The following is a 21935-nucleotide window of genomic DNA, read 5'->3' as shown; positions in this document are numbered from 1 at the left end:
GATTTGATTGCGGCTCAGGAGCGGAGGACGGCGTCCGCGAGTGCGATCACGACGCCGTCGGGATTGCAGAAGGCGCCCTCGCTGATGTCGATGCTGGAGCCGAGTGTGACCACGCCGGTGAGATCCACCGTGACGGTCTGCGGGCGGTTGATCTCCAGCATCACGCTCTTGAGCGGGCTCCCGTCACCGGTGACGGTCAGCTTGCCCGGTTTGCCAGGCCGTTGCCATCGAGACCCGTGGTGAAAGTGAGGCTCTTGTAGAGCTCGCCGCGTCCGGGCTTCCCGTCTCCGGCGACGGCGACGGTGACGGCGGACATGAGCGCGGCGACCTCGCCCAGCCGCCGGGGCCGGGGCGGCGCCTGATCCGGGGCGGCCGGCACCGCTGCCGGCACTGCTGCTGCTGGTGGCTGATCGGGCGGCGGAGGCGGCGCCTGCGGCGGAACCCGGTCATGGGACGGCGGTAGCTCGGTCACGTCTGGCCCCTGCTCGTCGACGGAAGGGCATTGAGCCGGATCACTGCCCCACACACCAGAGTTCTAGCCGCGCGGTGGCGCGTGTGCGGCGTCCAGGATCAGGGCGAGGAGGCGGGCGGGCCGTTCCTCGTCGTCGCGGTGGGCCGTGGACAGGGCGACGCCCACGGTGAGTTGGACGAGGTCGTCGGCGGTCAGGTCGGGTCGGGCCGAGCCCTGGCGCTGGGCCCGGGTGAGGACGGCCGCCGCCGCGTCCAGGATCAGCCGGTGGCAGTCCGTCGTCTCCGGTGCGCCGTCCTGGTCCTCGGTGAGCAGCGCGCCGGCCATGGCCTGGCTGGCGCGGGCGTGGTCCAGGAAGGCGTGGAGCCAGTGCGCGAGCGCCTCGTCGGGCGCGGCCGTGGCGGTCAGGTGCTCCGCCTGTCCGCACAGTGCCTCGATCCGGTCCATGAGGACCGCCGCCAGGAGTGCCGAGCGGTTCGGGAAGTGGCGGTAGAGGGTGCCGGGGCCCACCCCGGCGCGGCGGGCGATCTCGTTCAGGGACGCCTGTGGTCCCGCCTCGGCGAACACGTCCCGCGCCGCGGCGACGAGCCGCTCCCGGTTGAGGCGCGCGTCGACGCGCCGGCCCGGGCGGGTGGCGGCCGGGTCGTCGCTTCCGGTCGTCGTCATCGTGCTGTCCGCCCTTCGTCCCATGCCGTCCTGTGCCGTCCTGCGCCGCGTGTCGCGCACCTCCCGCGATGGCCAAACGGAGAGGTTCTCCGTATCGTAGCGTCGTCCAGTAAACGGAGAACCTCTCCGTTTACCTGTTCGACTTGTCCGAGGGGGACTCATGACCGACCGCGACGCTGTACGTGACGGACTCGGGAAGGTGGGGATCTGGACCTTCGCCTTCGAAGGGCAGCCCGCCGGGCGCGTACGGGAAGTGGCGGCCGAGATCGAGGAGTTGGGCTACGGGGCCATCTGGTACGGGGAGGCCTTCGGCCGCGACGCCGTCGGCCAGGCGTGGCTGCTCCTGTCCGCGACCCGGCGGATCCGCGTCGCCTCCGGCATCGCGAACATCGGCTTCCGGGACCCCATCGCCACCGCCACCGCGACCCGTACCCTCGGGGAGGCCTTCCCCGGGCGTTATCTGCTCGGCCTGGGCGGGCACCGCGTCGACGACGCCGTGCACGACGTCGACGGCTATCCCGTACGGTCCCTCGGCAAGGCCGTGGCCACGATGCGCGCCTATCTCGACGCGATGGACGCCGTACCCGCCCACGGGCCCGTCCCCGACCCCGCGCCGCCCCGCGTACTGGCCGCCCTCGGCCCGAAGATGCTCGGACTGGCCGCCGAGCGGGCCTCGGGTGCGCACCCGTACTTCGTCCCCGTCGAGCACACCGCGCGGGCCCGCCGGATCATGGGGCCGGACGCCTTCCTGGGCGTCGAGCAGGCCGTCGTCCTCGACACCGACCCGGCCAGGGCGCGGAAGGTCGCCACGGCGCACGTCGCCATGTACCTCGCCGCGGCGGCGCACCAGGAGGCGAACGTCCGGCGGCTCGGCTTCGGCGACGCGGACATCGTCGGGGGCCCGAGCCGCCGCCTGGTGGACGCGATCGTCGCCCACGGGGACGCGGAGTCGATCCGCCGCCGCGTCCGGGAGCACCTCGCCGCGGGCGCCGACCACGTCTGCGTACAGGTACTCAACCCCGACCCCGCGGCCCTCCCGGACCGCGAGTGGCGCGAGCTCGCACCCGCGCTCGTGGCCTGACCCCTGAGAACTCCGGCCCCCGGCCTTCGGGCGTCAGTGGTCCAGCTGGGACATCCGCTGCTTGTTGTCGTCGTCCGTGGCCCGCTGGCTGGTGGAGATCAGCAGGACGGCGTCCGGGAGCGAGCCGTTCAGGTGGTCGCCGAAGGCGGAGTTGACCTTGGAGAGCCCATCCAGGACCGCGTTGCCCTGCGGTGCCAGCGCCGCGCCGAGGGATCCGCTCGCCGCGGCGGTGGCGTGGTGGCCGGCGGCCTGGGAGAGGGCGCCCGCGGTCGTCCCGAGGACGGCGGTGGCGACCTCCCTGAGCTTCCCGGCCGCGAGCCGGTGCTCGGCGTGGTCGACGTGGACGCCCCCGGCGATGGCCCGCCCGGTGCCGGACGGGGCGCCCCAGCCCCGGCCGGCCCCCGCCCCGCCGCCGACGCCGCCCGCCACTCCGCCCGCCGCGCCGCCGACGCCCGCCGCGAGGTCGGCGGCGATGCCTTCGAGCGCGGCCACGGACGGGTCCTTCTGCAGGCGGACCAGCTGCTGGTAGGTGTCCTGGAGGCAATCGTCGACGGCCATCTGCGCACGCGTCCGGCTCTCCGTGACGGCCGCCGCCACTACGGCCTGGCTGGCCCCGAAGGTCAGCGGGCCGGATGCGGTCCCGGCGCCGGTGGCCACGGCGAGTTCGGCCGCGATCGACACGACCGTCAGCTTCGCCGCCTCGACGCGGTCGGCGATCGCGGCCATGGTCGTGGCCGAGCCCGTCGCCGCTGCCTCGATGGAGGTGGCGTGCTGGTCCTTGACCTTGCTCCAGTGCTGCCCCAGCGCGTCCATCGCCTCTCCGCTGCCGGAGGACAGCAGGCGCTCGATGTGCTTGTGCGCGGCCCAGGTGTCGTCCCCGGTGAGCCGGATGTACTCGTTCAGGCTCACCGCCACCGATCTGTACGCGCCCTCGTCGGCCTCCGGCCATGCGAGGTACTGCGCGATCAGGGCTCGGTAGAGATCCGGTACTTCTAAGGCCATTGCGTGAACTCCCCCTCGTCACGCGCGTGTTGGTTGCACGCGCCCCCACGTGTGCCGCTCACCGTCTCACGCACCCCGTGCCGCCACAAGGACTCCGCGGAGGAGGTGGCTCAGTCGATGTGCACGATCTGGAAGGCCTCCGCCATCCGCCCGGGCGGCAGCCCGCCCGCCGTCGCGTGCTCGCCGAGCCAGTCGCGGAGCAGGCCGGCCAGGTCGTCGAAGTGGGCCGTCTGGGAGGTGTGGATGCGCAGCGCCTGGACCTTGCGGTCGAAGACCGGGGTGACGTCCACGTACTGGTTCGGGGTGGGGCCCGTCATCAGCCACAGCTCGTGGACCGTCCACGGCTCCAGGCCCTCCTCCTTGAGGAGCTGGGCGTGCGCGAAGGGGTTGCGGGCCTCGGGGTAGATCGCGCGCAGGCAGGCGTCCCCGACCGCGCGGTGGTCGGGGTGGAGGTCGGCGACGCGGGCCCAGTTGATCTCGGGGGACGGGATGATGGCCCGCTGCGGGCGTACCTCGCGGATGACCCGGCAGAGATCGCGCCGCAGCTCCACGGACGGCTCGACGAAGCTGTCGGGGTAGCCGAGGAAGCGGACGTCGGCGACGCCGCTGAGCTTCGCGGAGTGGACCTGCTCGGCGCGGCGCAGGTCCGCCATCGCCTGCCGGGGGAGCTGTTCGTCGTAACCGCCGGCGCCGCCGTCCGTGACGATGCAGTACGTGACGCGGGTGCCGCGCTCGATCCACTGCATGACGGTGCCGCTGACGCAGAACTCGATGTCGTCCGGGTGCGCGGCCACGACCAGCAGTGACGCGGGCGCGCCGCGGTCCTTCGCGACTTCCTCCATGTCCCTCATGAGGCCAGCCTGTTGGGGCGGCGGAGGCGTCGCAAGGCCAGGCCGTGGCGTGAACTGGACATGGCACTTACGCGCCATTCAAAAACTTGGTAGATTCAAATCATTGGGTGCGACCAGTGTGAGCCGGACAGTGACTTCGGATTTCGGAGGCGACCGCCATGTGCAGGATTCTCGGCACCATCGCCGCGGGGGCGGACCGCCCGGACCCCGCCGAGCTCGCGGCGGTCTCCGCCCGCCAGCGCCACGGCGGCCCCGACGAGCACCACGTGCTCAGCGGGCCCGGCTGGTCGCTCGGCTGCGACCGGCTCGCCGTGACCGACCCGTGCGGCGGGCAGCAGCCCTACCGGCTGCCGCACCTCCCCGGCATACTCGCCGTGCTCAACGGCGAGATCTACAACCACGCCGAGCTGCGCCGCACGCTCGCCGCCCGGGGCCACCGCTTCCCCGACCGCTGCGACGGCACCGTGCTCCCCGCGCTCTACGCCGAGTACGGCCCGGCCTTCGCCGAGCACCTCGACGGCATGTTCGCCGTCGCGATACTCGACCTTCGCCCCGGCTCCACCCGACTCGTCCTCGCCGTCGACGACATGGGCATGAAGCCGGTCTACTTCCACCACGAGCCGTACGACGGCTCCACCCGCTTCGCCTCCGAGATCCCCGCCCTCCTCGCCTTCGAGGGGGTACGGATCTCCCCGCGCGACGACGCACTCGACACGGTCCTCGCCACCCGTACGTCCTTCTCCACGCACACCGCGCTCGACGGCGTCAGCGTCCTGCCACCCGGCGCCACCGCAGTCGTACGCCCGGGGACGGCCCCCGTCGTACGGCGCCGCGGCCCCAGGGTGCCGGCAGGGCCCGGGGAGGCGGACACCCAGGACCTCCTCCGCCACGAGGTCCGGCGGCTCGCCCACGCCGAGCTGCCCGTCTGCGCGATCACCAGCGGCGGCCTCGACTCCGGGCTCGTCACCGCGCTCGCCGCCGAACACGCCCGCGAGACCGGCGCCCCGCAGCTCCACACCTTCCACCTCACCTACCGGGGCAAGTGGCCGGACTCCGAGGCGGCCTACGCCCGTTCGGTCGCCCGCCGGGCGCGAACCGTCCACCACGAGGTCTCCGTCGACCCCGACGAGCTCTCCTCTCTCCTCACCAGGACCGTCCGCCACCTCGGCCAGCCCAACGCCGACCCCATCACCCTCTCCACGTACGCGCTCTTCCGCGCCGTCCGTCAGAACGGCTTCACCGTCGCGCTCACCGGCGACGGAGCCGACGAGCTCTTCGGCGGCTACGACCGGATGCGCGCCGCGCTCGCGGCCCCCGCCGGGGCCGACTGGGCCGGGGCGTACGCGGACGCCCTCTCCGCCGCCCCGCGGCTCCTCCGCGACCACCTCTACACCCCCAACTACCGCGCTCACATAGCCGATCAGGGCTCCGCGGCCGACCGCATCGAGCAGGAGCTGCGCTCGGCCGAGGCCGTCGGCGCGGACCGGCTCACGGCGATGACGGCCTTCGAGACGCGCTGGCGGCTGCCCGCGTACCACCTGCGGCGCGTCGACCACCTGTCCATGGCGTGGGCGGTCGAGGCCCGCATGCCCTTCTGCCAGCCGTCCGTCGTCGCCCACGCCCGCGCCCTGCCGGCGGCGGCGCGGACGGGCAAGCGGGCGCTGTACGAAGCCGGGACCGAGCTGCTTCCCGCAGGCGTCCTCCGCCGCCCCAAGCAGCCCTTCACGCTCCCGCTCGCGGCCATGCTCGCCCCCGGGAGCCCGCTCCTCGACACCGTCCGCGACCTGCTGTCGCCGGCCCGGCTCGTCCTCGGCGGCAAGGTCCGCGCCGACCGGGTGCAGAAGCTCCTGGCCCGCCAGCTCGAACGCCCCTCGCACCACGACGCGCTGGCCCTCTGGGGCCTGGCCGTCCACGAGCTGTGGACGGAGGTCGTACAGGGCATGCGAATCCCGGTGGGCTGTGCGGCCTGAGCCCCCGGGACCTCCCGCGGGCGTCGTTCGTGCTGCCCTCGTCCGGGCCGAGGACGCCCCCGGGCCCACCCTCGTCGTGCGGCTCGACCAGCTGCCCGTCGGGGCGCTCGCGCTCGGCGCCGAACTGGCGCGGTTGCGCCACGCGCTCTCCGGGACGGAGTACGCCGACCTCCGCAAGATCGCCCTGTACGGCCCCGGGGGCCCCGGCCGGGACCTCGACTACCGCTTCGTCCAGGCCCTCCCCGACGGCGGTTTCGACTTCCGGGCCGGCTGCGGTCACTCCCTCCTGGCCGCCGTCGTCGCCGACGGCCCCCGCTCCGGCCCCGTCACCGTCCGTGCCGTGACCACCGGCGACACCGTCCTGTGTGAGCCGTACGGCGACGCGTACACCCTCAGTTTCCTCAAGGCCCCGACCGCCCCCGGCACCCTCCCCACCGGCCGTCCCGTCGACGTCCTCTCCGGTGTGCCCGTCTCCCTCGTGCGGTACGGCAATCCGTACGTCTTCGTCGACGCCCGCCACCTCCCTGAGGCCGACGACGAGAACGAGGACGAGGGCGAGGGCGAGGACGAGGGCGAGGGCGAGGACGAGGACGCCCTCCGCGACCGGCTCCTCGCCCTCCGCTCCGAGGCCGCCCGGCTCCTCGGGTACGCGCCCCGCTCCGCGCTCCCCAAGATCGCCGCCTTCACCGCCGGCCCCGAGGGGCTCTCCGTCCGGGCCCTCACCGTCGGCGGCTGGCACCCCCGCCTCGCGCTCACCGGCGCCGCCGCCCTCGCCGCCGCCGGCGCGCTCGACGGCACCGTCGTCCCCGCGCCGACCGGCCCCGTCCGCACCCCCGGCGGCACCGTTACCGTCTCCGCCGGGGCCGACCGCGTCCGGGTCCACCACAAGCGCGCGCAGGTCCTCGGGAGCCTGGAACTGCCGTGGCGTATCCACGCAACGGCGTGAACGCGCACCCCTCTCGGCGGGCCCCCGGTGTCCTTTCTCTGCCACGCTGAAATGGACCGGCAATCGGTATCGGTATCCGTTCCGTGGGGAGAGCAGACGCACATGAAATTCGAGAATCTGCGTGTCGTCGTGACCGGAGCGTCCCGCTATTTCGGTCGCGCGCTCGCCGTCGGATTCGCGCATCTCGGCGCCGAGGTCTACGTCTCGGCGCGGACCGTCGAAGCCGCCGAGCGCGCCCGTACCGAAGTCATGGGCTCGGCCCGTGACCGCATCCACGCCTTCGGCTGCGACCTCAGCAGGCCCGCCGAGATCCGGGAGTTCGCCGCCCGCGTCGGCGAACACACCGACCGGGTCGACCTGTTGGTCAACAACGGCGCGCGCTGGCTCGACGGCATGGACCTGGAGGCCGCCAGCGACGCCGAGATCGTCGAGACGATCGAGTCGACCGCCGGCGGCACCGTCCTCATGGTGAAGCACTTCCTGCCGTTGCTGCGCGGCTCGCTCCGCCCCGACATCGTCAACATGGTCGCCGTCCGCGACGCCGAGGGCGCCTCCGCGGCGACCGCCGGCGCCGCCCACGAGGCCTTCTGGGCGGCGAAGAGCGCGCAGGCCGGATTCGCCGACATCCTCTCGCGCCGGCTGCGGCCCTCAGGGGTCCGCGTCTTCTCGCTCTTCCCGCCGGATTTCTCGACCTCGGATCCGCGCTTCGCGGAATGGGACGGATCGAATCCGGACGGAATAGCACCCGACGAGAAGCTGACCACCCAGGCCCTTTTCGAATGCATCGTCTATGCGGTCGAGCAGCCCCGCGACTGCTTCATCCGCTCCTTCCACTTCGAACCCCGCTGACCCGCTGACCGCTGACCCGCTCACTTCGCTGAAGCCCACCGCACCACAGCGTCAAGGAGGTCCCATGAGCACCCCCGTCTGGATCACCGCGACCCCTCCCGCCACCCACGGCGAACTCCACATCGGCCACCTCGCCGGGCCGTACGTCGCCGCCGACGTCCTCACCCGCTATCTGCGGGCCGAGGGGGAGGCGGTCCGGTTCACCACCGGCACCGCCGACCACGCCAGCTCCGTCGAGGTCCGCGCGCTGCGCCACAACCGCAAGCCCGAGGAGGTCGCGGAGGGATACCGCGCCGCGATCACCGCCGACTGGCTCCGCTCGGGCGTCGAGTTCGACCACATCGTGCGCCCACGGCGCGACAAGGGCTACGGACGCTGGGTGCAGGACCTCTTCAGCAGACTGTTCGCCCAGGGGGTCATCGCCCCGCGCACCCGTCTCCTGCCCTACTGCGAGCCCTGCGACCGCTGGCTGTACGGGGCGCACGCCACCGGCAGCTGCCCGCACTGCGGCGCGGACAGCGACGGCGGCATGTGTCACGAGTGCGCCCGCCCCAACGACGGCGGCGACCTCATCTCGGCGCGCTGCGCGGTCTGCGACACCCCGGCGGTCGCCCGCCGCTGCCGCCGGCTGTACGTGCCCCTGGAGCCGTTCCGGGAGACGCTCGCCGAGTACTGGGCGACGGCAGGGCTCCCGCCCCGGCTCGCCGCCCTGTGCGAGTCGCTCGTCGAGGACGGGCTGCCGGACATCGCCGTCGGCCACCCCGCCGAGTGGGGCCTGCCGGTCCCGGTCGACGGCTTCCCCGAGCACCGGATCGACGGCTGCTTCGAGGCCGCGGCGATGCACCTCTTCGGCTACGACACGAAGGGCCCGCTGCCCCGCCGCGCCATCCACTTCTGCGGCTTCGGGCACGCCTTCTGCCATGCGGTGCTCCTGCCGGTGCTGCTGCTCGCGCAGGACATCAAGCTGCCGCAGGACTTCAACGTCAACGAGTCGTACGTGATCGAGGAAGGCGTCCAGGAGGGCAACGTCTGGGCGCTCGACCTCCTCACCGAGTACGGCTCCGACACCCTGCGCCGGCACGTCCTCCAGGCCCGCCCGCTGGGCCGCAGGACCGTCTTCCACCGGGAGCGCCTCGCGGCCGCCCGCCGGGAGCTGGACGAGAGCTGGAACAGCTGGCTCGCGCGGCTCTTCGCCTCCGTACGGGAGGAGTGCGGCGGTCGCGCGCCGCAGGCGCTGCCCGGCGGCACCGGCTGGGAGATCCTGGAGCGGCGGCTCCACCGGGGCGTTGACGACCTGCGCGAGGCGTACGGCCCCGACGCCTTCGACCCGCGCCGGGCGGTCGCCGTCCTCGACGAGATGGTCCGCTCGGTGGCCGACTTCGGCCATGTCAACGCCCACGAGCGGTGCAGGCCCAGCACCTCCTGCCGTCATCTCCCGGCGCTGGCGGCCCAGTTGGCGGTGGCTTCGGCGCTGTCCGCGTGGGCGCGGCCGGTGATGCCGGAGGGTGCGGACCGGCTCGCGGCGGCGCTCCACGTGGAGACGGGCCGGCCGGTCGACTGGCACGCGCTGACGGGACCCCTCCCGGGGACCCGGCTTGCTCCGCCGTCCGGCCCGGTCTTCGGTTTCTGATCGCGCCGACCCCGCCCCCCTCTACTACTAATCAACTAAGTACTCCAGTACGTCAGTGCCCAGCACTGCCCAGCACTGCCCAGCACGCACGCTCGCCCCCTCCCCGCCGCGTGACCGTGCGCGCGAGCGACGCGCAGGGATACGTGGCCCCACTCCACAGGAGCCCCACGTGTCCCTGCGCGTCGCCATGCTCAGCGTCCACACCTCCCCGCTCCACCAGCCCGGGACGGGGGACGCCGGCGGCATGAACGTCTACATGGTCGAACTCTCCCGGGCCCTCGCCGAACTGGGCGTGGAGGTCGACCTGTTCACCCGCTGCCGGGGCGAGGGCCTGCCCCCGCTCGTCGAGCTCGCCCCGGGGGTCCGGGTCCGCCATCTGCACGCCGGGCCGCGCGGCCCGCTGCCCAAGGAGGCCATGCCGGACCTCGTCGTGCCCTTCTCGCTGGCCCTGCTGAAGGAGGACCGGCGCTACGACCTGGTCCACTCGCACTACTGGCTCTCCGGGCAGGCGGGCCGGATCGCCTCGGTCGGCTGGCGCATCCCGCTCGTGCACACCGCCCACACCCTGGCCCGGGTGAAGAACGCCTCGCTCGCCGAGGGCGACACCCCCGAACCCGAGCTCCGCGTCCGCGGCGAGCTCCAGGTCGTCGGCTCCGCCGACCGGCTGATCGCCAACACCACCGACGAGGCGGAGGCGCTGCGCACGCTGTACGGGGCGCCGGGGGAGCGGACCGAGGTCGTCCGCCCGGGGGTCGACCTGCGGACCTTCCGCCCCGCCGGAGGCAGGGCTGCCGCCCGGGCCCGCCTCGGCCTGCCGGCCGACGCCTTCGTCCCGCTCTACGCCGGCCGCATACAGCCCCTGAAGGGCCCGGACGTGCTCGTACGGGCCGTCGCCGAGCTGCTGCGCCTGGAGCCGGGGCTGCGCCGTCGCCTCCTGGTGCCGGTGGTGGGCGGCCACTCGGGCGCGACCCGTGAGGGGACGGTCTGGAAGCTGGCGGGGGAGCTGGGCGTCACCGACGTGCTGCGGGCCTGCCCTCCCGTACCGCAGGAGCAGCTGGCGGACTGGTACCGGGCGGCGGACGTGCTGGTGGTGCCGTCGCGCAGCGAGTCCTTCGGCCTGGTGGCCCTGGAGGCACAGGCCTGCGGGACCCCGGTGCTCGCGGCGGCGGTCGGCGGCCTGCCGACGGCGGTACGGGACGGGGTGACGGGGCTTCTGGTGCACGGCCACGACCCGGTGGAGTACGCGCGGCGGCTGCGGTGGCTCGCGGCGCACCCGGAGGAGGCGCGGGCGATGGGGGAGGGGGCGGTCCGCCACGCGCGGGGGATGAGCTGGCGCGCGTCCGCAGGCCGGACCGTCGACGTCTACCGGGGGTGGGGCAGGGGCGGCGGCACGCCCCTGCCCCGACGGCCCCTCTCTCCTGGAGGAACGAGAAGGCCGTAGCTCAAGTCTAGCACCTCTTTTGGTTCGACCAAAGGTATGGCGAGCTCCGGATGCCCCAATTCCGTTGCGCAGAAGGCGCATTGACGCATCCACGCCATGGCGGGTCCACGCCCGGGGAATCCCTGGATCGGATTCCGGGGCGGGGACAGAATGGAGATGTCTTCAGGGAACGCCCGGCGGCACGGGCCCCCGGAAGGCGGAATTCACATTCCAACTCCTGGAGGAATCATGTCTGCTGAGCACGCCACGGGGATCCGCAAGGCCGTCCGTCAGTTCGCCCTCGCCGCGGCCGCGTGTCTCGCCGTCGCCGGCGGCGCGGCCCTGGCGACGGCCCCGGGCGCGGACTCGGCCCCCCAGCACGTGGTGGCCGACGGTGCGGCCACCGCCACCCCGACCCCCACGCCGTCCCCGTCCAACGGAAACGAGTGGAACAAGGTCACCCCGGCGCCGATACCTGCCAATTGAGCGTCAGGGAATCCGAAAAGGCTCCGTAATCGCCCCCGGTCGGGCGAGCGCGGAGCCTTTTCCGTATTTCCGCCCGGCAATTGGCGGGCTTTCTCAGTCGACCCAGCCGAGCCGGTGCGCCCGGACCCCGGCCTCGAACCGGCTCGTCGCGCCCATCTCCTGCATGAGCTCGGACAGCATGCGGCTGACCGTCCGCAGCGACACCCCGAGACCCCGCGCGATCTTCTCGTCCTTCATCCCCGAGGCCAGCATCGTCAGCGCCGCCCGCTGCTGCTCCGAGAGCCCGTCGCCGCCCTGCTCGGGCGTGGTGCCGTCCCCGTACGGCGAGGCCGTGTGCCAGCAGTGCTCGTACAGCGCGATGTACGAGCGGACCAGGGCCGGCCCCCGGGCCAGTACCGCACCCGCCATCGGCTCCGCCGGATCGACCGGGACCATCGCGAACTGCGCGTCGGCGATGATCATCGTCATCGGGACGGCGGGGGTGATCCGCACCTCCACCCCCGTCTCGACCCGGCGCCGCAGCAGCTCCGCCACCTCCGGCACGGAGACGACCCGCTCGCTGTACATGGCGCGGACCCGCACCCCGTTCTCGATCTGCCGCCGGTCCCGGCTCAGTACGCGCTCCGCCACCTCCCGGACGAGCGACGTCGGGTGCATCGAGGCCAGGCTGTGCTGGATGACGTCCGTGATGTCCTCGAGGACCTGCTGGATCCGGCGGTAGTCGCTCAGGAGCTCCACATCGGCGTCCGAGCGGGTGAGGGAACCGGCCCGCAGGAAGGCCCCCGCCAAGGTCTCCAGCGTGCCGTACGCGCGGTCCGCCTCGTCGAGGTGCTCGCGCAGCTGCTCACGTTCCCGGTGCAGCAGCCGCAGCAGCGCTATCTCCGGGTCGATCACCGCGACCGTGTCGCCGTCCTGCTGCCGGCCGCCCTCGCCCTCCCGGAGTCCCGTCCGGAGCTCGGCGCGGGGGCCGTGCTGGGCCGGGTTGGTCGGCACGATCAGCCCGAGGTCCGTCAGTTCGCATCGACATCGCTCGTACTCCTCGGGCGAGAGGCGGAGTTGGGCCCCCACTTCGCCGAGGCTGGACACCCCGCGCCTGCGCAGCTCCTGGTAGAGGTTCACCACGGCATCGGGTGAGCCTTCCGAGCGCTCGGTGCCGTTCTCCGTGCCCGTGCCGCCGCCGGTGGTGATCAAGGCGAAGTGACCCCCTGTTCCTTCGAGTCGCGCCGCCATCACCCTGTCACACGGCTGGGCGGCCGTCCGTCATACCGATCCGGCCGGTCCGGCCGATCAGGCGTCCATCGTGCGTCATCCGAACTCCTCGGTGGTATCCCGCCCTTGTGCCCCCTACGGGGCTTCGCCGTCGAGCAGACCGAGCCGGGACGCCTTCACGCCCGCCTCGAAACGGCTCGCCGCCCCCAGCTCCTGCATCACCTCGGACAGCAGCCGGCTCACCGTCCGCAGCGAGACCCCGAGGTTCTTCGCGATCTGCTCGTCCTTGATGCCGGAGGCGAGCATCAGAAGCGCCGCCCGCTGCTGCTCGGAGAGCCCGTCGCCGCCCTTCTCCGTCGCCTCCTCCTCGCCGTACGGGGCCGCGGCCGTCCAGCAGTACTCGTACAGGGCGAGGTAGGAGCGGACGAGACCCGGGCCGCGCGCGAGGATCGCGGCGGACGACAGGTCGTGCGGATCGGTCGGCAGGAGCGCGAAGTTCTCATCGGCGAGGACCATGTTCATCGGGACGACGGAGGCGAACCGGACTTCCACGCCCAGCGCGGCCCGCTCCTCCAGGTGCTGCGCCATCTCCGGCACCGAGGCGGCCCGCCGGCTGTACATCGCCCGGATGCGGACCCCGCGCTCGGCCCACAGCCGGTCCTGGGCCAGCTCGCCCGGCAGCTCCTCGCGGCGGACGGAGCCGGTGTGCATGAAGTGCGCCGCCGTCCGGACCGAGTCCGTCAGGTCCGCGAGGCTCCGCCGTACGCGCTCGGGATCGGCGACGATCTCGACCTCGATCTCCCCGCGCGGGGTGGCCCCGGCCCGCAGAAACGGTCCGGCGAGGGCTTCGAGCGCGGTGTGCGCGCGACTGGTGGCGGCGAGGCGTTCCTGCAGCCGGTCGCGCTCGCGGCGCAGCAGCCGCAGCAGGGCGACGTCGGGGTCGACGACGCTCGTCGTGGGAGAGGGCGCGGCCGGTTCCGGCGAGGCGGCTGGAGGTGCGGTCAGTCCTAAGGAGACGAGTTCCTCACGGCACCGCTCCCGCTCCTCGGCGGAGAGTTCCAGCCGGTCGGCGACCTCGTCGAAGGTCGTCCCCGGGCGGGCGCGAAGCTGCTGGTAGACGGCGAGAGCCTGTTCGCTGCCCGTACGGGCAGCGGCGGCGTTTCTGGACACGGCGCAGCAGACTCCCCTCGGATCCCCGTGGATCCTCATGAATCGCCCCGCTAGACCCTGCCATACATTCGAACGACACGCACGGGGTTCACCGCAGCTCAGGCGGCGGGTGCGCTCGCCCGGCAGTCGGGGCACAGGCCCTTGAAGACGATCTCCGCGTCCTCGACCTGCCACTCCGTCAGCGCGCCCCGGGGCGGCTTCGGCGCGGTCGCCTCGACGTTCTCGACCCCGCCGCAGACGACGCACAGCGCGTGCTGGTGCGCGGGGCCGGAGATCTCGAAGACGGCGGGCAGGCCGGGCCGGTCGAACTTGCTGACCAGGCCGGTCTCCTGGAAGTGCCGCAGCATCTCGTACACGGCCTGGCTGGTCAGCGTGCCGAGCCGCTCGCGCGCGGTCGTGGTGATCGCCTCGACGTCGAGATGGCCGCCGGCGGCGAGCACCGTGAGCACCTCCAGGCGCGGGCCCGTGACCCGCAGCCCGACGTCGCGCAGGCGCTGGATCACCGCCTCGCGGCCCGTCAGCTCTTCCACGACTGCCATCTTCTCCGCCCGCCACCTGGTCGGCTCAAACGTTTGTGGGCATCGTACCTCTTGCTCGTCAACCTCGTCAGGCGTCCGGGTCAGTCGTCCGTCCTGCACACCAGCAGGACGGACTCGGTCCGGTCGTCGATCCGGTGGCGCCGACGGCCCTCGATGTGGAGGCCGGCCGAGTGCAGTTCGGCCGCGAGCCGCTCGGGATCCACGATCCACTTGTCGGTGGTCAGCACGACCCGCTCGGTGGAGAGCTTGCCGGTACGGGCCGTGTAGTACGTGATCCGCTCGCTCATCGACGGCAGATCGAAGACCTGCCGGGCCACCACCCACTCGTCGATCCCGTCGAAGCGCGGCACCTGGAAGGCCCAGGTCCGGCGCGGCTCCGCGATGAGTCCGGGGAGCTGGTGCGCGGTGTAGTCGAGGGCGAGCGCCCCGCCCGTCTCCAGGTGGGAGGCGACCTCGCGCAGCAGCTCCGGCCGGTGCGCGGGCGGGACGGCCGTGACCATCGCGCCCGCGAGGAGCGCCAGCCGGTAACTCCCTTCGAGGCGCAGCTCGGTGAGGTCGGCGCGGTGGGTGACGAGGAGCCCGGCGACCTGCGGGCCGATCCGGCGGGCCCAGCCTTCGAGGCGCTCGAGGGCCGAGGCGTCCCGGTCCACGGCTTCCACGGCGAAGCCGTGCCGGGCGAAGGGGACGGCGAGCCGTCCGGCGCCGGAGCCGAGGTCCAGGACGGGTCCGCCGGTGGAGCGGGCGAGGCTGAGGTACCGGACGATGTCCGCGCTGTGCGGGCCGAGCAGGGCGTCGTGGAGCCAGACCGAGCCCTCGTCGACGGCGGAGACCGATTCGAGTCCCGGCAGGGTGTCGGACTTGATCCGGATGCCGGCCCCGCGGGCGGGCTCCCGGTCGTACCGGGACGGCAGGACCGGAGCGAACGCTGCGGGCACGACGGGCAGGGAAAGGCCGCTCGGTGTGTGCATCCGCTCCTCCAGGGGCTCGCTCGGTCCATGCCGTCCGGACGAGGTACCCGTGCCGCCGGGACCGCGCCGCTGAACCCATCCTGACCTGGCGGGGGAGCGCCGATCCACCGGATCGGGCTGCGTGAACACGCGATGGCGTGGATCTGCCACGACCGCCTGTTCGAGGGTCGTGAGCGGTGCCGGGAGTGCCGGGAGCGACGGGGGCGGGGCGGGGCGGAGCCTCAGACCGTTCGGCTCCAGCGGGTGGGGCCCAGGGAGTCGAAGCCCATCCGGGTGTAGAAGGGGAGCGCCGGGTCCTTCTCCGCCGGGAGTTCGACCCGCTGGTCGTGGGCGCCGTAGCTCCGCATCCGGTCCGTGGCCGCGACCAGCAGGGCCGTACCCACTCCCCGGCGGCGGGACCCGGACGCGACGGCCAGCGCGTACACCTCGCCCTCGCCCGGTACGGGGACGCCGCCCGCGGCGACGCCGACGACCGCGCCCTCGGGGTCGGTCGCGACGAGCCAGCCGAGCCAGCCGGGCGCGCCACCCGGAATTTCAATTTCCGCGCGGATGCGGGGGAGCGCGCATTGCGCCGAGATCAGCCGCCGCATCGGGATTTCGTCCAGTATTCCCTCGTAGCTGCTCCGAATGGCATCCGCGAGCAGCCTGGATATCGTCGTCGCATCGCCGGCCGCGGCCGTTCGAACGCCAGCCAGCTGCATAGGTTTTGTACCCTTCGACGTGCCGAGCCAGAGCCCCAACATACCCACAATAGCGGTGAATTAAGTTGCCCGTGACCGATGCGAAATCTACGAATTCGCTTAGTAAATAACGGCGTTCGGGGGGCCGGACGGGGATGCGGGCCGAGAGGGTGAAGCGAGTCAATTAGTTGGGGAAGGAACAGCAGGCGATGACCAGCGGTGCCATCGCGAGCGCCCCGGACGCGACGGTGAACAGCCCGCGCAGTACGGGGTGTCCCGCGCTGTACGGGGTGAGGATGCGCCGCATCCGCAGCGCCGCCGAGGGGCCGCCCGCCGCGAAGGCGGACCGCGGCGCCCGGCCCGAGGCCAGCGCGTACAGCGCCGTCGCGAGCGCGTCGCGGGTGCATCGCCGCAACGCCCGGTCGTCGGCGGCCATTTCGAGGAGCAGTGGTACGGACGTCCCGCCGTACCGGGCGAGCGGGAGGCGCGGGAAGACGGCCGCGAAGGCCTCCGTTGCCGCGACGAGGAGGTGGTGCCGGCCCGTGATGTGCGCCCGCTCGTGCGCGAGGGCCGCCGCGAGCTGCGCGGGGGTCAGGGTGCCGACCGCCCCGGAGGTGACGACCACGCGGCGCGAGCGGCCCGGCAGGCAGTAGACGGCGGGCCGGTCGTCGTCGAGGACGGTGGCCCGCAGGCCGGGGTCGTACCGCCCGACGAGCCGCAGCACCCCCGCGTGCCGCACCCGCACGCGCCGGGCCCGCGCCAGCCTCCGTAAGAAGGCGGTGGCGGGGAAGGAGACGACGCCGAGGGCGATCGCGAGGGCCAGCCGCTCGCGCCCTTCGAGGGCGAACAACTGCTCGGGGGTGGGGGGCCGGAGCGTGAGCACCATGTCGGTGAGGCGGTGGCTGCTCTCGCCGGGGAGCACCAGCTGGGCGGGGAGCAGGGCGGCCGCGGTGGTGAAGACGGCGCCGCACGCCGCCCATACGGCGAGCGCGAGGCGGGGCACCTGCTGGGCCCAGCGGGCCCGGACGACGAGCCACGGCACGAGGAAGCCGGCGACCAGGACGAGCCCGAGGGGGACGAGGGCGTGGTGGTTCACACGCCACCGCCCCCGGGGTCGGCGCCGGCTTCTCCCGACTGGCCGCCCCGGGCCGCCCGGAGGGCCGCGTCCAGGGCGGCCATGTCCTCGTCCGAGATGACCTCGACGAACCGCAGGAGGGCGGCCGGCCGGTCCTGGCTGTCGCCGAGGGCGTCCCGCATCAGTCCGGCGGTGTACTCCTCGCGGCTGCGGACGGGCTCGTACAGCCAGGCCCGGCCCGCCTTCTCGCGGCGCAGCCAGTCCTTGCGGTGCAGGATGTCCGCCACCGTCATCACGGTCGTGTAGGCGACCCGGCGTCCCCGATTGATGTCGTCGACGATCTCGCGGACCGTGGCGGGCCGCTGCCAGGCCCACAACCGGTCCATGATCTCGGCCTCCAGCTCTCCCAGCCGGCGCACGTGGATCCCCTTCCCCCTGGGCGGCTCATCGTACGGGCCGCCTCCCCCGTCCAGGTATACCCCCCAGGGGTACAATGGCGGGATGTCGACCCTCATGAGGAACCGCCCCTGCGTGCAGCTCTGCGGCCCTGGCCTGCCCGTTTCGGCGGAGCTGGTGCTCCTCCGGCAGGTGCTCGGGCTCTGTCTCCGCCTGAGCGTCAGGCTGTCCGTCGAGTGCCCTTCACGCAAGGGCGGTTGATACCGCGTACCACTGCTTCGGTGTCCCGGAGTACCCGGGCGGCGTCCGGGGTACTCCGTCAGGTCCGGATGAGCCGGGCGATCGCCTTCGACGCCTCGCCCACCTTCACCTTGGCCTGGTCCCCGCCCTGGGCGATGGCCTCCGTGACGCAGCAGCTGAGGTGCTCGTCCAGGAGGGCCACCGCGCAGGACTGGAGGGCCGCGTTGATCGCGGAGACCTGGGTGAGGACGTCGATGCAGTAGGTGTCCTCGTCGACCATCCGCTGCACCCCCCTGACCTGGCCTTCGATGCGGCGCAGGCGTCTGATGATGTCTTCCTTGTGCTGTCCGTAACCGGCCACGACGGGCTCCTCGGGGGATCGGCGGGGTGGGGAGTTCGTCAGCGGTCGGCGGCCTGGAAGCCGCGCAGGCGCAGGCTGTTGCCGACGACGAAGACCGAGGAGAAGGCCATCGCGGCCCCCGCGATCATCGGGTTGAGCAGTCCGGCCGCGGCGAGCGGCAGGGCGGCCACGTTGTAGGCGAAGGCCCAGAAGAGGTTCGAGCGGATCGTGCCGAGCGTCTTGCGGGAGAGCCGGATCGCGTCGGCCGCGGCCCGCAGGTCGCCCCGTACGAGGGTCAGGTCGCCGGCCTCGATGGCGGCGTCCGTGCCGGTGCCCATCGCGAGGCCCAGGTCGGCCTGGGCGAGCGCGGCGGCGTCGTTCACGCCGTCGCCGACCATCGCGACCGAACGGCCCTCCGCCTGGAGCTTCTTGACGACGTCGACCTTGTCCTGCGGCATGACCTCCGCGATGACCTCGTCGATGCCGACCTCGGCGGCGACGGCCTCGGCGACGGCCTTGTTGTCACCGGTGAGCAGGATCGGGGTGAGCCCGAGGGCCCGCAGCCGCCGGATGGCCTCCGGGCTGGTCTCCTTGACGGCGTCGGCGACCTCCAGGACCGCGCGGGCCTCGCCGTCCCAGGCCACGGCGATCGCGGTCTTGCCGGCCTTCTCGGCCGTGTCCTTGGCGGCCTTCAGGTCCGCCGGGAGGGCCATGGCCCACTCGTCGAGGAGCTTCTCGCGGCCGACGAGGACGGCGTGTCCTTCGACGACGCCCTGGACGCCGAGGCCGGGGATGTTGGCGAAGTCCTCGGGAGTGGGGAGCGTCCCCACCTTGGCGGCGGCGCCGGTGGCGACGGCCTGGGCGATCGGGTGCTCGGAGGAGTGCTCCAGGGCGCCCGCGAGCCGCAGGACGTCCTTCTCGTCGGTGCCTTCGACGGTGTGGACCTTGATGAGGGTCATGCGTCCGGTGGTGACGGTGCCGGTCTTGTCGAGGACGATCGTGTCGACCTTGCGGGTGGTCTCCAGGACCTCGGGGCCCTTGATGAGGATGCCGAGCTGGGCGCCGCGGCCGGTGCCGACCATGAGGGCGGTCGGGGTGGCCAGGCCGAGGGCGCAGGGGCAGGCGATGATCAGGACGGCGACCGCTGCGGTGAAGGCGGCGGTGAGTCCCTGGCCGGTGCCGAGCCAGAAGCCGAGGGTGCCGAGCGCGAGCGCGATGACGATCGGGACGAAGACGGCCGAGATCCTGTCGGCGAGGCGCTGGGCGGCGGCCTTGCCGTTCTGCGCGTCCTCGACGAGCTTGGCCATCCGGGCGAGCTGGGTGTCGGAGCCGACGCGGGTGGCCTCGACGACGAGGCGGCCGCCGGCGTTCAGGGTGGCGCCGGTGACGGAGTCGCCGACGGAGACCTCGACCGGGACGGACTCGCCGGTCAGCATGGAGGCGTCCACGGCGGAGGAGCCCTCGACGACGGTGCCGTCGGTGGCGATCTTCTCGCCCGGGCGGACCAGGAAGCGGTCCCCGACCTGGAGGTCGGCGGTCGGTACGGTGACCTCCTGGCCGCCCCGCAGGACGGTGACCTCCTTGGCGCCCAGCTGCATCAGCGCCTTGAGCGCGGCGCCCGCCTTGCGCTTCGAGCGGGCCTCGAAGTACCGGCCGGCCAGGATGAAGGCGGTGACGCCGGCGGCGGCCTCCAGGTAGATGTTCCCGGCGCCGTCGGTGCGGGCGATGGTGAACTCGAAGGGGTGCGTCATCCCCGGTGTGCCGGCGGTCCCGAAGAACAGCGCCCACAGCGACCAGAGGAACGCGGCGATCGTGCCGACCGAGATCAGGGTGTCCATGGTGGCCGCGCCGTGCCTGGCGTTGGTCCAGGCGGCCTTGTGGAAGGGCCAGGCGGCGTAGACGACGACCGGCGCGGCGAGCGTGAGGCTCAGCCACTGCCAGTACTCGATCTGGAGGGCCGGGATCATCGCCATCGCGATGACGGGCACGGCGAGCGAGACGGCGGTGACGAGCCGCTGCTTGAGGGGGCGCAGCTCCTCGTCGGCCTTCTCCTCGTCGGAGGGCCCTTCGGGGGCGCCGGGGGCCGCGCTCTTCGGCGGCTCGGGCTCGGCGGCGGTGTAGCCGGTGGCCTCGACGGTCGCGATCAGGGCGGCGACGTCGATGTCGGCGTCGAAGGTGACCTTGGCCTTCTCGGTGGCGTAGTTGACGGTGGCCTCGACCCCGTCCATGCGGTTGAGCTTCTTCTCGATGCGGGCCGCGCACGAGGCGCAGGTCATGCCGCCGATGGCGAGCTCGACCTGAGCCGTGCCGGGTGTCGTCGTTGTCATGAGTACTGCTCCTCGTGAGGTACGGGGCGGGGGCCGGGACCCGGGCGTGGTGGGCGGGTCCCGGCGGCCGGGGTGGGGCGGCGGCTCAGGGCCGGACAGGCCTCAGGCGCGGCCGGTCAGCTCGTAGCCCGCGTCGTCGACGGCGGCGGCGACGGCGGCGTCGTCCGGCTCGCCGCCGGTGGTGACGGTCACCAGGCCGCCGTTGACGTCGACGTCCACGGAGATGACGCCGTCCAGCGCGCCGACGGACTTGGTGATCGCGGTCCTGCAGTGGCCGCAGGTCATGCCGGAGACGGTGTAGACGGTCGCGGTGCTCTCGGCGACGGCGACCGCGGTGGTCTCCGTGGTGGTCGAGCAGCTGTTGTCGGGGGTGCAGCAGGAGCCCATGGCTTCTCCTCGGTCGGTTCGTCCGGGACCGAGATACCCTCGGGGGGTATCCGGTTGTGAGTCCATGTATACCCCCCTCCCGTATCCGGCGCAAGCAGATCCCGGACTTGACTTGATACCCCCCAGGGGTATGGTGAAGTGCATCGAACGGTTACCGCGCCACCCCGCGCGCCCACCCCACGTATCGGGAGAGCAGCCATGAACACCGGTGTGAAGATCACTGCCTATGCCGCCGCGCTCGCCGCGACCTTCGGGGCCGCGTACGGGGTCGGCAAGGGCGTCGGCCCCGTCGAGGAGCCGAAGAAGGCGGAGCACGGCGAGCACGCGGCCGCGCCGGCCCCCTCGAAGAGCGCCGCGGCGGACGGTCACGCCGGCCACGGCGAGGCGGCGGGCGCGGACGCCCCGGCCGCCGCCGCGAACCTCCCCGGCGGACTCCAGGTCTCCGACGGCGGCTACACCCTCGCCCTGGAGACCCCGACGCCCGCCGCCGGCAAGAGCGTCCTGAAGTTCTCGATCAAGGACGCGGCCGGCCGGAAGGTCACCGCCTTCACCACCGAGCACGGCAAGGAACTGCACTTCATCGTCGCCTCGCGCGACCTCAACACCTTCCGCCACCTGCACCCGGTGAAGGCCGCGGACGGCACCTGGACGACCCCCGTCGACCTGCCCGCCGCAGGCGGCTACAAGGCCTTCGCCGACTTCAAGCCCGCCGCGAAGGGCGCCAAGGGCATCACGCTCGGCGCCGACCTGTCCGTACCGGGCGCGTACGCCCCCCGGGCCATGCCGGCCGTCGCCCCGACCGCGAACGTCGACGGCTACCAGGTCCGCCTCGGCGGCACCCTCGACCCGGGCAAGGCCGGCGAGCTCAAGCTCACCGTCACCAAGGCCGGCAGGCCCGTCACCGACCTGGAGCCCTACCTCGGTGCGTACGGACACCTCGTCGCCCTGCGCGACGGCGACCTCGCCTACCTCCACGTGCACCCGAACGAGGGCGGCCCCGGCCCGGACGTCTCCTTCACCGCGACGGCGCCCAGTGCGGGGACGTACCGTCTCTTCCTCGACTTCCAGCACGAGGGCAAGGTCCGGACGGCTGCCTTCACGGTCACCGCGGGAGCCGCGAAGGCGACCGCACCGGCCCCTGAGGCCGCCGTCCCGGCGGCGGGTGAGGCCACGGACGATGCGGGAGAGCACACGCACGGCTAGTCTGGTCATTGGACTAGACCTGTAGCCGTCA

Annotated in this window: 23 protein-coding genes; 8 read left to right on the top strand and 15 right to left on the bottom strand. The window is 73.0% G+C overall.

What is annotated here, in order from left to right; all coding sequences use genetic code 11:
- Positions 1-14 precede the first annotated feature (14 nt).
- The 3 genes from DEJ46_RS39170 to DEJ46_RS17485 all read right to left on the bottom strand — a co-directional run bounded on the left by DEJ46_RS39170 (position 15) and on the right by DEJ46_RS17485 (position 1135).
- Entirely contained in the window at positions 15-161 is a 147-nt protein-coding gene (locus tag DEJ46_RS39170; RefSeq protein WP_190622724.1) for a hypothetical protein, read from the bottom strand.
- A gap of 35 nt (positions 162-196) precedes the next feature.
- Positions 197-391 carry a hypothetical protein gene (locus tag DEJ46_RS17490; protein WP_190622722.1) on the bottom strand — a complete coding sequence of 65 codons (195 nt, stop codon included), beginning with the start codon at positions 389-391 and terminating at the stop codon, positions 197-199.
- Positions 392-535: 144 nt separating this feature from the next.
- Positions 536-1135 carry a TetR/AcrR family transcriptional regulator gene (locus tag DEJ46_RS17485; RefSeq protein ID WP_150267559.1) on the bottom strand — a complete coding sequence of 200 codons (600 nt, stop codon included), beginning with the start codon at positions 1133-1135 and terminating at the stop codon, positions 536-538.
- Between the two features lie 160 nt (positions 1136-1295).
- On the opposite strand from DEJ46_RS17485, the gene DEJ46_RS17480 reads away from it, so the two are divergent.
- Complete coding sequence (locus DEJ46_RS17480; RefSeq protein WP_150267557.1) at positions 1296-2216, top strand: TIGR03620 family F420-dependent LLM class oxidoreductase; 921 nt, start codon at positions 1296-1298, stop codon at positions 2214-2216.
- A gap of 33 nt (positions 2217-2249) precedes the next feature.
- On the opposite strand, the gene DEJ46_RS17475 is transcribed toward DEJ46_RS17480, so the two are convergent.
- On the bottom strand, positions 2250-3218 hold the full coding sequence (locus tag DEJ46_RS17475; protein WP_150267555.1) for a hypothetical protein: 969 nt from the start codon (positions 3216-3218) through the stop codon (positions 2250-2252).
- Positions 3219-3328: 110 nt separating this feature from the next.
- Positions 3329-4069: a PIG-L deacetylase family protein gene (locus DEJ46_RS17470; protein WP_223834745.1), complete on the bottom strand. Its 741-nt coding sequence runs from the start codon at positions 4067-4069 to the stop codon at positions 3329-3331.
- Positions 4070-4227: 158 nt separating this feature from the next.
- Here DEJ46_RS17470 and asnB point away from each other — a divergent pair, with 158 nt between their 5' ends.
- The 6 genes from asnB (at position 4228) to DEJ46_RS17440 (ending at position 11370) form a co-directional block, all read left to right on the top strand.
- Positions 4228-6039, top strand: coding sequence for an asparagine synthase (glutamine-hydrolyzing) (gene asnB / locus DEJ46_RS17465; protein WP_150267553.1), 1812 nt, complete (start codon positions 4228-4230; stop codon positions 6037-6039).
- Positions 6040-6115: 76 nt separating this feature from the next.
- Complete coding sequence (locus tag DEJ46_RS17460; protein WP_190622720.1) at positions 6116-6985, top strand: PrpF domain-containing protein; 870 nt, start codon at positions 6116-6118, stop codon at positions 6983-6985.
- A 102-nt stretch (positions 6986-7087) separates the two neighbouring features.
- Positions 7088-7834 (top strand): SDR family oxidoreductase, encoded by a 747-nt coding sequence (locus tag DEJ46_RS17455; protein ID WP_150267550.1) that lies wholly within the window; start codon positions 7088-7090, stop codon positions 7832-7834.
- A gap of 64 nt (positions 7835-7898) precedes the next feature.
- Positions 7899-9464 (top strand): class I tRNA ligase family protein, encoded by a 1566-nt coding sequence (locus DEJ46_RS17450; RefSeq protein WP_150267548.1) that lies wholly within the window; start codon positions 7899-7901, stop codon positions 9462-9464.
- A gap of 139 nt (positions 9465-9603) precedes the next feature.
- Positions 9604-10905: a D-inositol-3-phosphate glycosyltransferase gene (gene mshA, locus DEJ46_RS17445; protein ID WP_411757827.1), complete on the top strand. Its 1302-nt coding sequence runs from the start codon at positions 9604-9606 to the stop codon at positions 10903-10905.
- Between the two features lie 228 nt (positions 10906-11133).
- A complete protein-coding gene (locus tag DEJ46_RS17440; RefSeq protein ID WP_150267546.1) occupies positions 11134-11370 on the top strand; it encodes a hypothetical protein in 237 nt (78 codons plus the stop codon).
- Between the two features lie 93 nt (positions 11371-11463).
- Here DEJ46_RS17440 and DEJ46_RS17435 read toward each other — a convergent pair whose 3' ends face one another.
- The 10 genes from DEJ46_RS17435 to DEJ46_RS17390 all read right to left on the bottom strand — a co-directional run bounded on the left by DEJ46_RS17435 (position 11464) and on the right by DEJ46_RS17390 (position 20701).
- Entirely contained in the window at positions 11464-12561 is a 1098-nt protein-coding gene (locus DEJ46_RS17435; RefSeq protein ID WP_223834743.1) for a helix-turn-helix transcriptional regulator, read from the bottom strand.
- 153 nt (positions 12562-12714) lie between these two features.
- On the bottom strand, positions 12715-13749 hold the full coding sequence (locus tag DEJ46_RS17430; RefSeq protein ID WP_150267544.1) for a helix-turn-helix domain-containing protein: 1035 nt from the start codon (positions 13747-13749) through the stop codon (positions 12715-12717).
- Between the two features lie 98 nt (positions 13750-13847).
- Positions 13848-14288, bottom strand: coding sequence for a Fur family transcriptional regulator (locus DEJ46_RS17425; RefSeq protein WP_223834741.1), 441 nt, complete (start codon positions 14286-14288; stop codon positions 13848-13850).
- An 80-nt stretch (positions 14289-14368) separates the two neighbouring features.
- Positions 14369-15223, bottom strand: coding sequence for an SAM-dependent methyltransferase (locus tag DEJ46_RS17420; RefSeq protein ID WP_190622716.1), 855 nt, complete (start codon positions 15221-15223; stop codon positions 14369-14371).
- A 254-nt stretch (positions 15224-15477) separates the two neighbouring features.
- Positions 15478-15846 (bottom strand): GNAT family N-acetyltransferase, encoded by a 369-nt coding sequence (locus DEJ46_RS17415; protein ID WP_223834739.1) that lies wholly within the window; start codon positions 15844-15846, stop codon positions 15478-15480.
- A 274-nt stretch (positions 15847-16120) separates the two neighbouring features.
- Positions 16121-17032, bottom strand: a complete 912-nt coding sequence (locus DEJ46_RS17410) for a M56 family metallopeptidase (RefSeq protein WP_150267538.1) — start codon at positions 17030-17032, stop codon at positions 16121-16123.
- Positions 17029-17430 carry a BlaI/MecI/CopY family transcriptional regulator gene (locus tag DEJ46_RS17405; RefSeq protein ID WP_150267536.1) on the bottom strand — a complete coding sequence of 134 codons (402 nt, stop codon included), beginning with the start codon at positions 17428-17430 and terminating at the stop codon, positions 17029-17031. The genes DEJ46_RS17410 and DEJ46_RS17405 overlap by 4 nt, the downstream gene beginning before the upstream one ends.
- A gap of 296 nt (positions 17431-17726) precedes the next feature.
- Entirely contained in the window at positions 17727-18008 is a 282-nt protein-coding gene (locus DEJ46_RS17400; protein ID WP_051494446.1) for a metal-sensitive transcriptional regulator, read from the bottom strand.
- A 38-nt stretch (positions 18009-18046) separates the two neighbouring features.
- Positions 18047-20314, bottom strand: coding sequence for a heavy metal translocating P-type ATPase (locus DEJ46_RS17395; protein WP_150267535.1), 2268 nt, complete (start codon positions 20312-20314; stop codon positions 18047-18049).
- Between the two features lie 102 nt (positions 20315-20416).
- Positions 20417-20701 (bottom strand): heavy-metal-associated domain-containing protein, encoded by a 285-nt coding sequence (locus DEJ46_RS17390; protein WP_150267533.1) that lies wholly within the window; start codon positions 20699-20701, stop codon positions 20417-20419.
- A 198-nt stretch (positions 20702-20899) separates the two neighbouring features.
- Between DEJ46_RS17390 and DEJ46_RS17385 the strand changes: the two genes are divergently transcribed.
- The gene (locus tag DEJ46_RS17385; RefSeq protein WP_150267531.1) at positions 20900-21904 is read left to right on the top strand and encodes a hypothetical protein; all 1005 of its coding nucleotides are present in this window, start codon (positions 20900-20902) and stop codon (positions 21902-21904) included.
- The last annotated feature ends 31 nt before the right edge of the window (positions 21905-21935 follow it).

Origin of the sequence: Streptomyces venezuelae (assembly GCF_008642375.1) — a bacterium.
GTDB lineage: Bacteria > Actinomycetota > Actinomycetes > Streptomycetales > Streptomycetaceae > Streptomyces > Streptomyces venezuelae_G.
The sequence above is the reverse complement of the archived record's forward strand: the minus strand, read 5'-3'. Positions and strand labels throughout refer to the sequence as shown.

What these genes read in the sequence shown, in the direction of transcription:
- DEJ46_RS17440 (WP_150267546.1), top strand. Translation starts at nt 11,134, where the DNA reads ATGTCTGCTGAGCACGCCACGGGGATCCGCAAGGCCGTCCGTCAGTTC.
- DEJ46_RS17470 (WP_223834745.1), bottom strand. Translation starts at nt 4,069, where the DNA reads ATGAGGGACATGGAGGAAGTCGCGAAGGACCGCGGCGCGCCCGCGTCA.
- DEJ46_RS17425 (WP_223834741.1), bottom strand. Translation starts at nt 14,288, where the DNA reads ATGGCAGTCGTGGAAGAGCTGACGGGCCGCGAGGCGGTGATCCAGCGC.
- DEJ46_RS17415 (WP_223834739.1), bottom strand. Translation starts at nt 15,846, where the DNA reads ATGCGGCGGCTGATCTCGGCGCAATGCGCGCTCCCCCGCATCCGCGCG.
- DEJ46_RS17450 (WP_150267548.1), top strand. Translation starts at nt 7,899, where the DNA reads ATGAGCACCCCCGTCTGGATCACCGCGACCCCTCCCGCCACCCACGGC.
- DEJ46_RS17385 (WP_150267531.1), top strand. Translation starts at nt 20,900, where the DNA reads ATGAACACCGGTGTGAAGATCACTGCCTATGCCGCCGCGCTCGCCGCG.
- DEJ46_RS17395 (WP_150267535.1), bottom strand. Translation starts at nt 20,314, where the DNA reads ATGACAACGACGACACCCGGCACGGCTCAGGTCGAGCTCGCCATCGGC.
- DEJ46_RS17480 (WP_150267557.1), top strand. Translation starts at nt 1,296, where the DNA reads ATGACCGACCGCGACGCTGTACGTGACGGACTCGGGAAGGTGGGGATC.
- DEJ46_RS17485 (WP_150267559.1), bottom strand. Translation starts at nt 1,135, where the DNA reads ATGACGACGACCGGAAGCGACGACCCGGCCGCCACCCGCCCGGGCCGG.
- DEJ46_RS17390 (WP_150267533.1), bottom strand. Translation starts at nt 20,701, where the DNA reads ATGGGCTCCTGCTGCACCCCCGACAACAGCTGCTCGACCACCACGGAG.
- DEJ46_RS39170 (WP_190622724.1), bottom strand. Translation starts at nt 161, where the DNA reads ATGCTGGAGATCAACCGCCCGCAGACCGTCACGGTGGATCTCACCGGC.
- asnB (WP_150267553.1), top strand. Translation starts at nt 4,228, where the DNA reads ATGTGCAGGATTCTCGGCACCATCGCCGCGGGGGCGGACCGCCCGGAC.
- DEJ46_RS17475 (WP_150267555.1), bottom strand. Translation starts at nt 3,218, where the DNA reads ATGGCCTTAGAAGTACCGGATCTCTACCGAGCCCTGATCGCGCAGTAC.
- DEJ46_RS17455 (WP_150267550.1), top strand. Translation starts at nt 7,088, where the DNA reads ATGAAATTCGAGAATCTGCGTGTCGTCGTGACCGGAGCGTCCCGCTAT.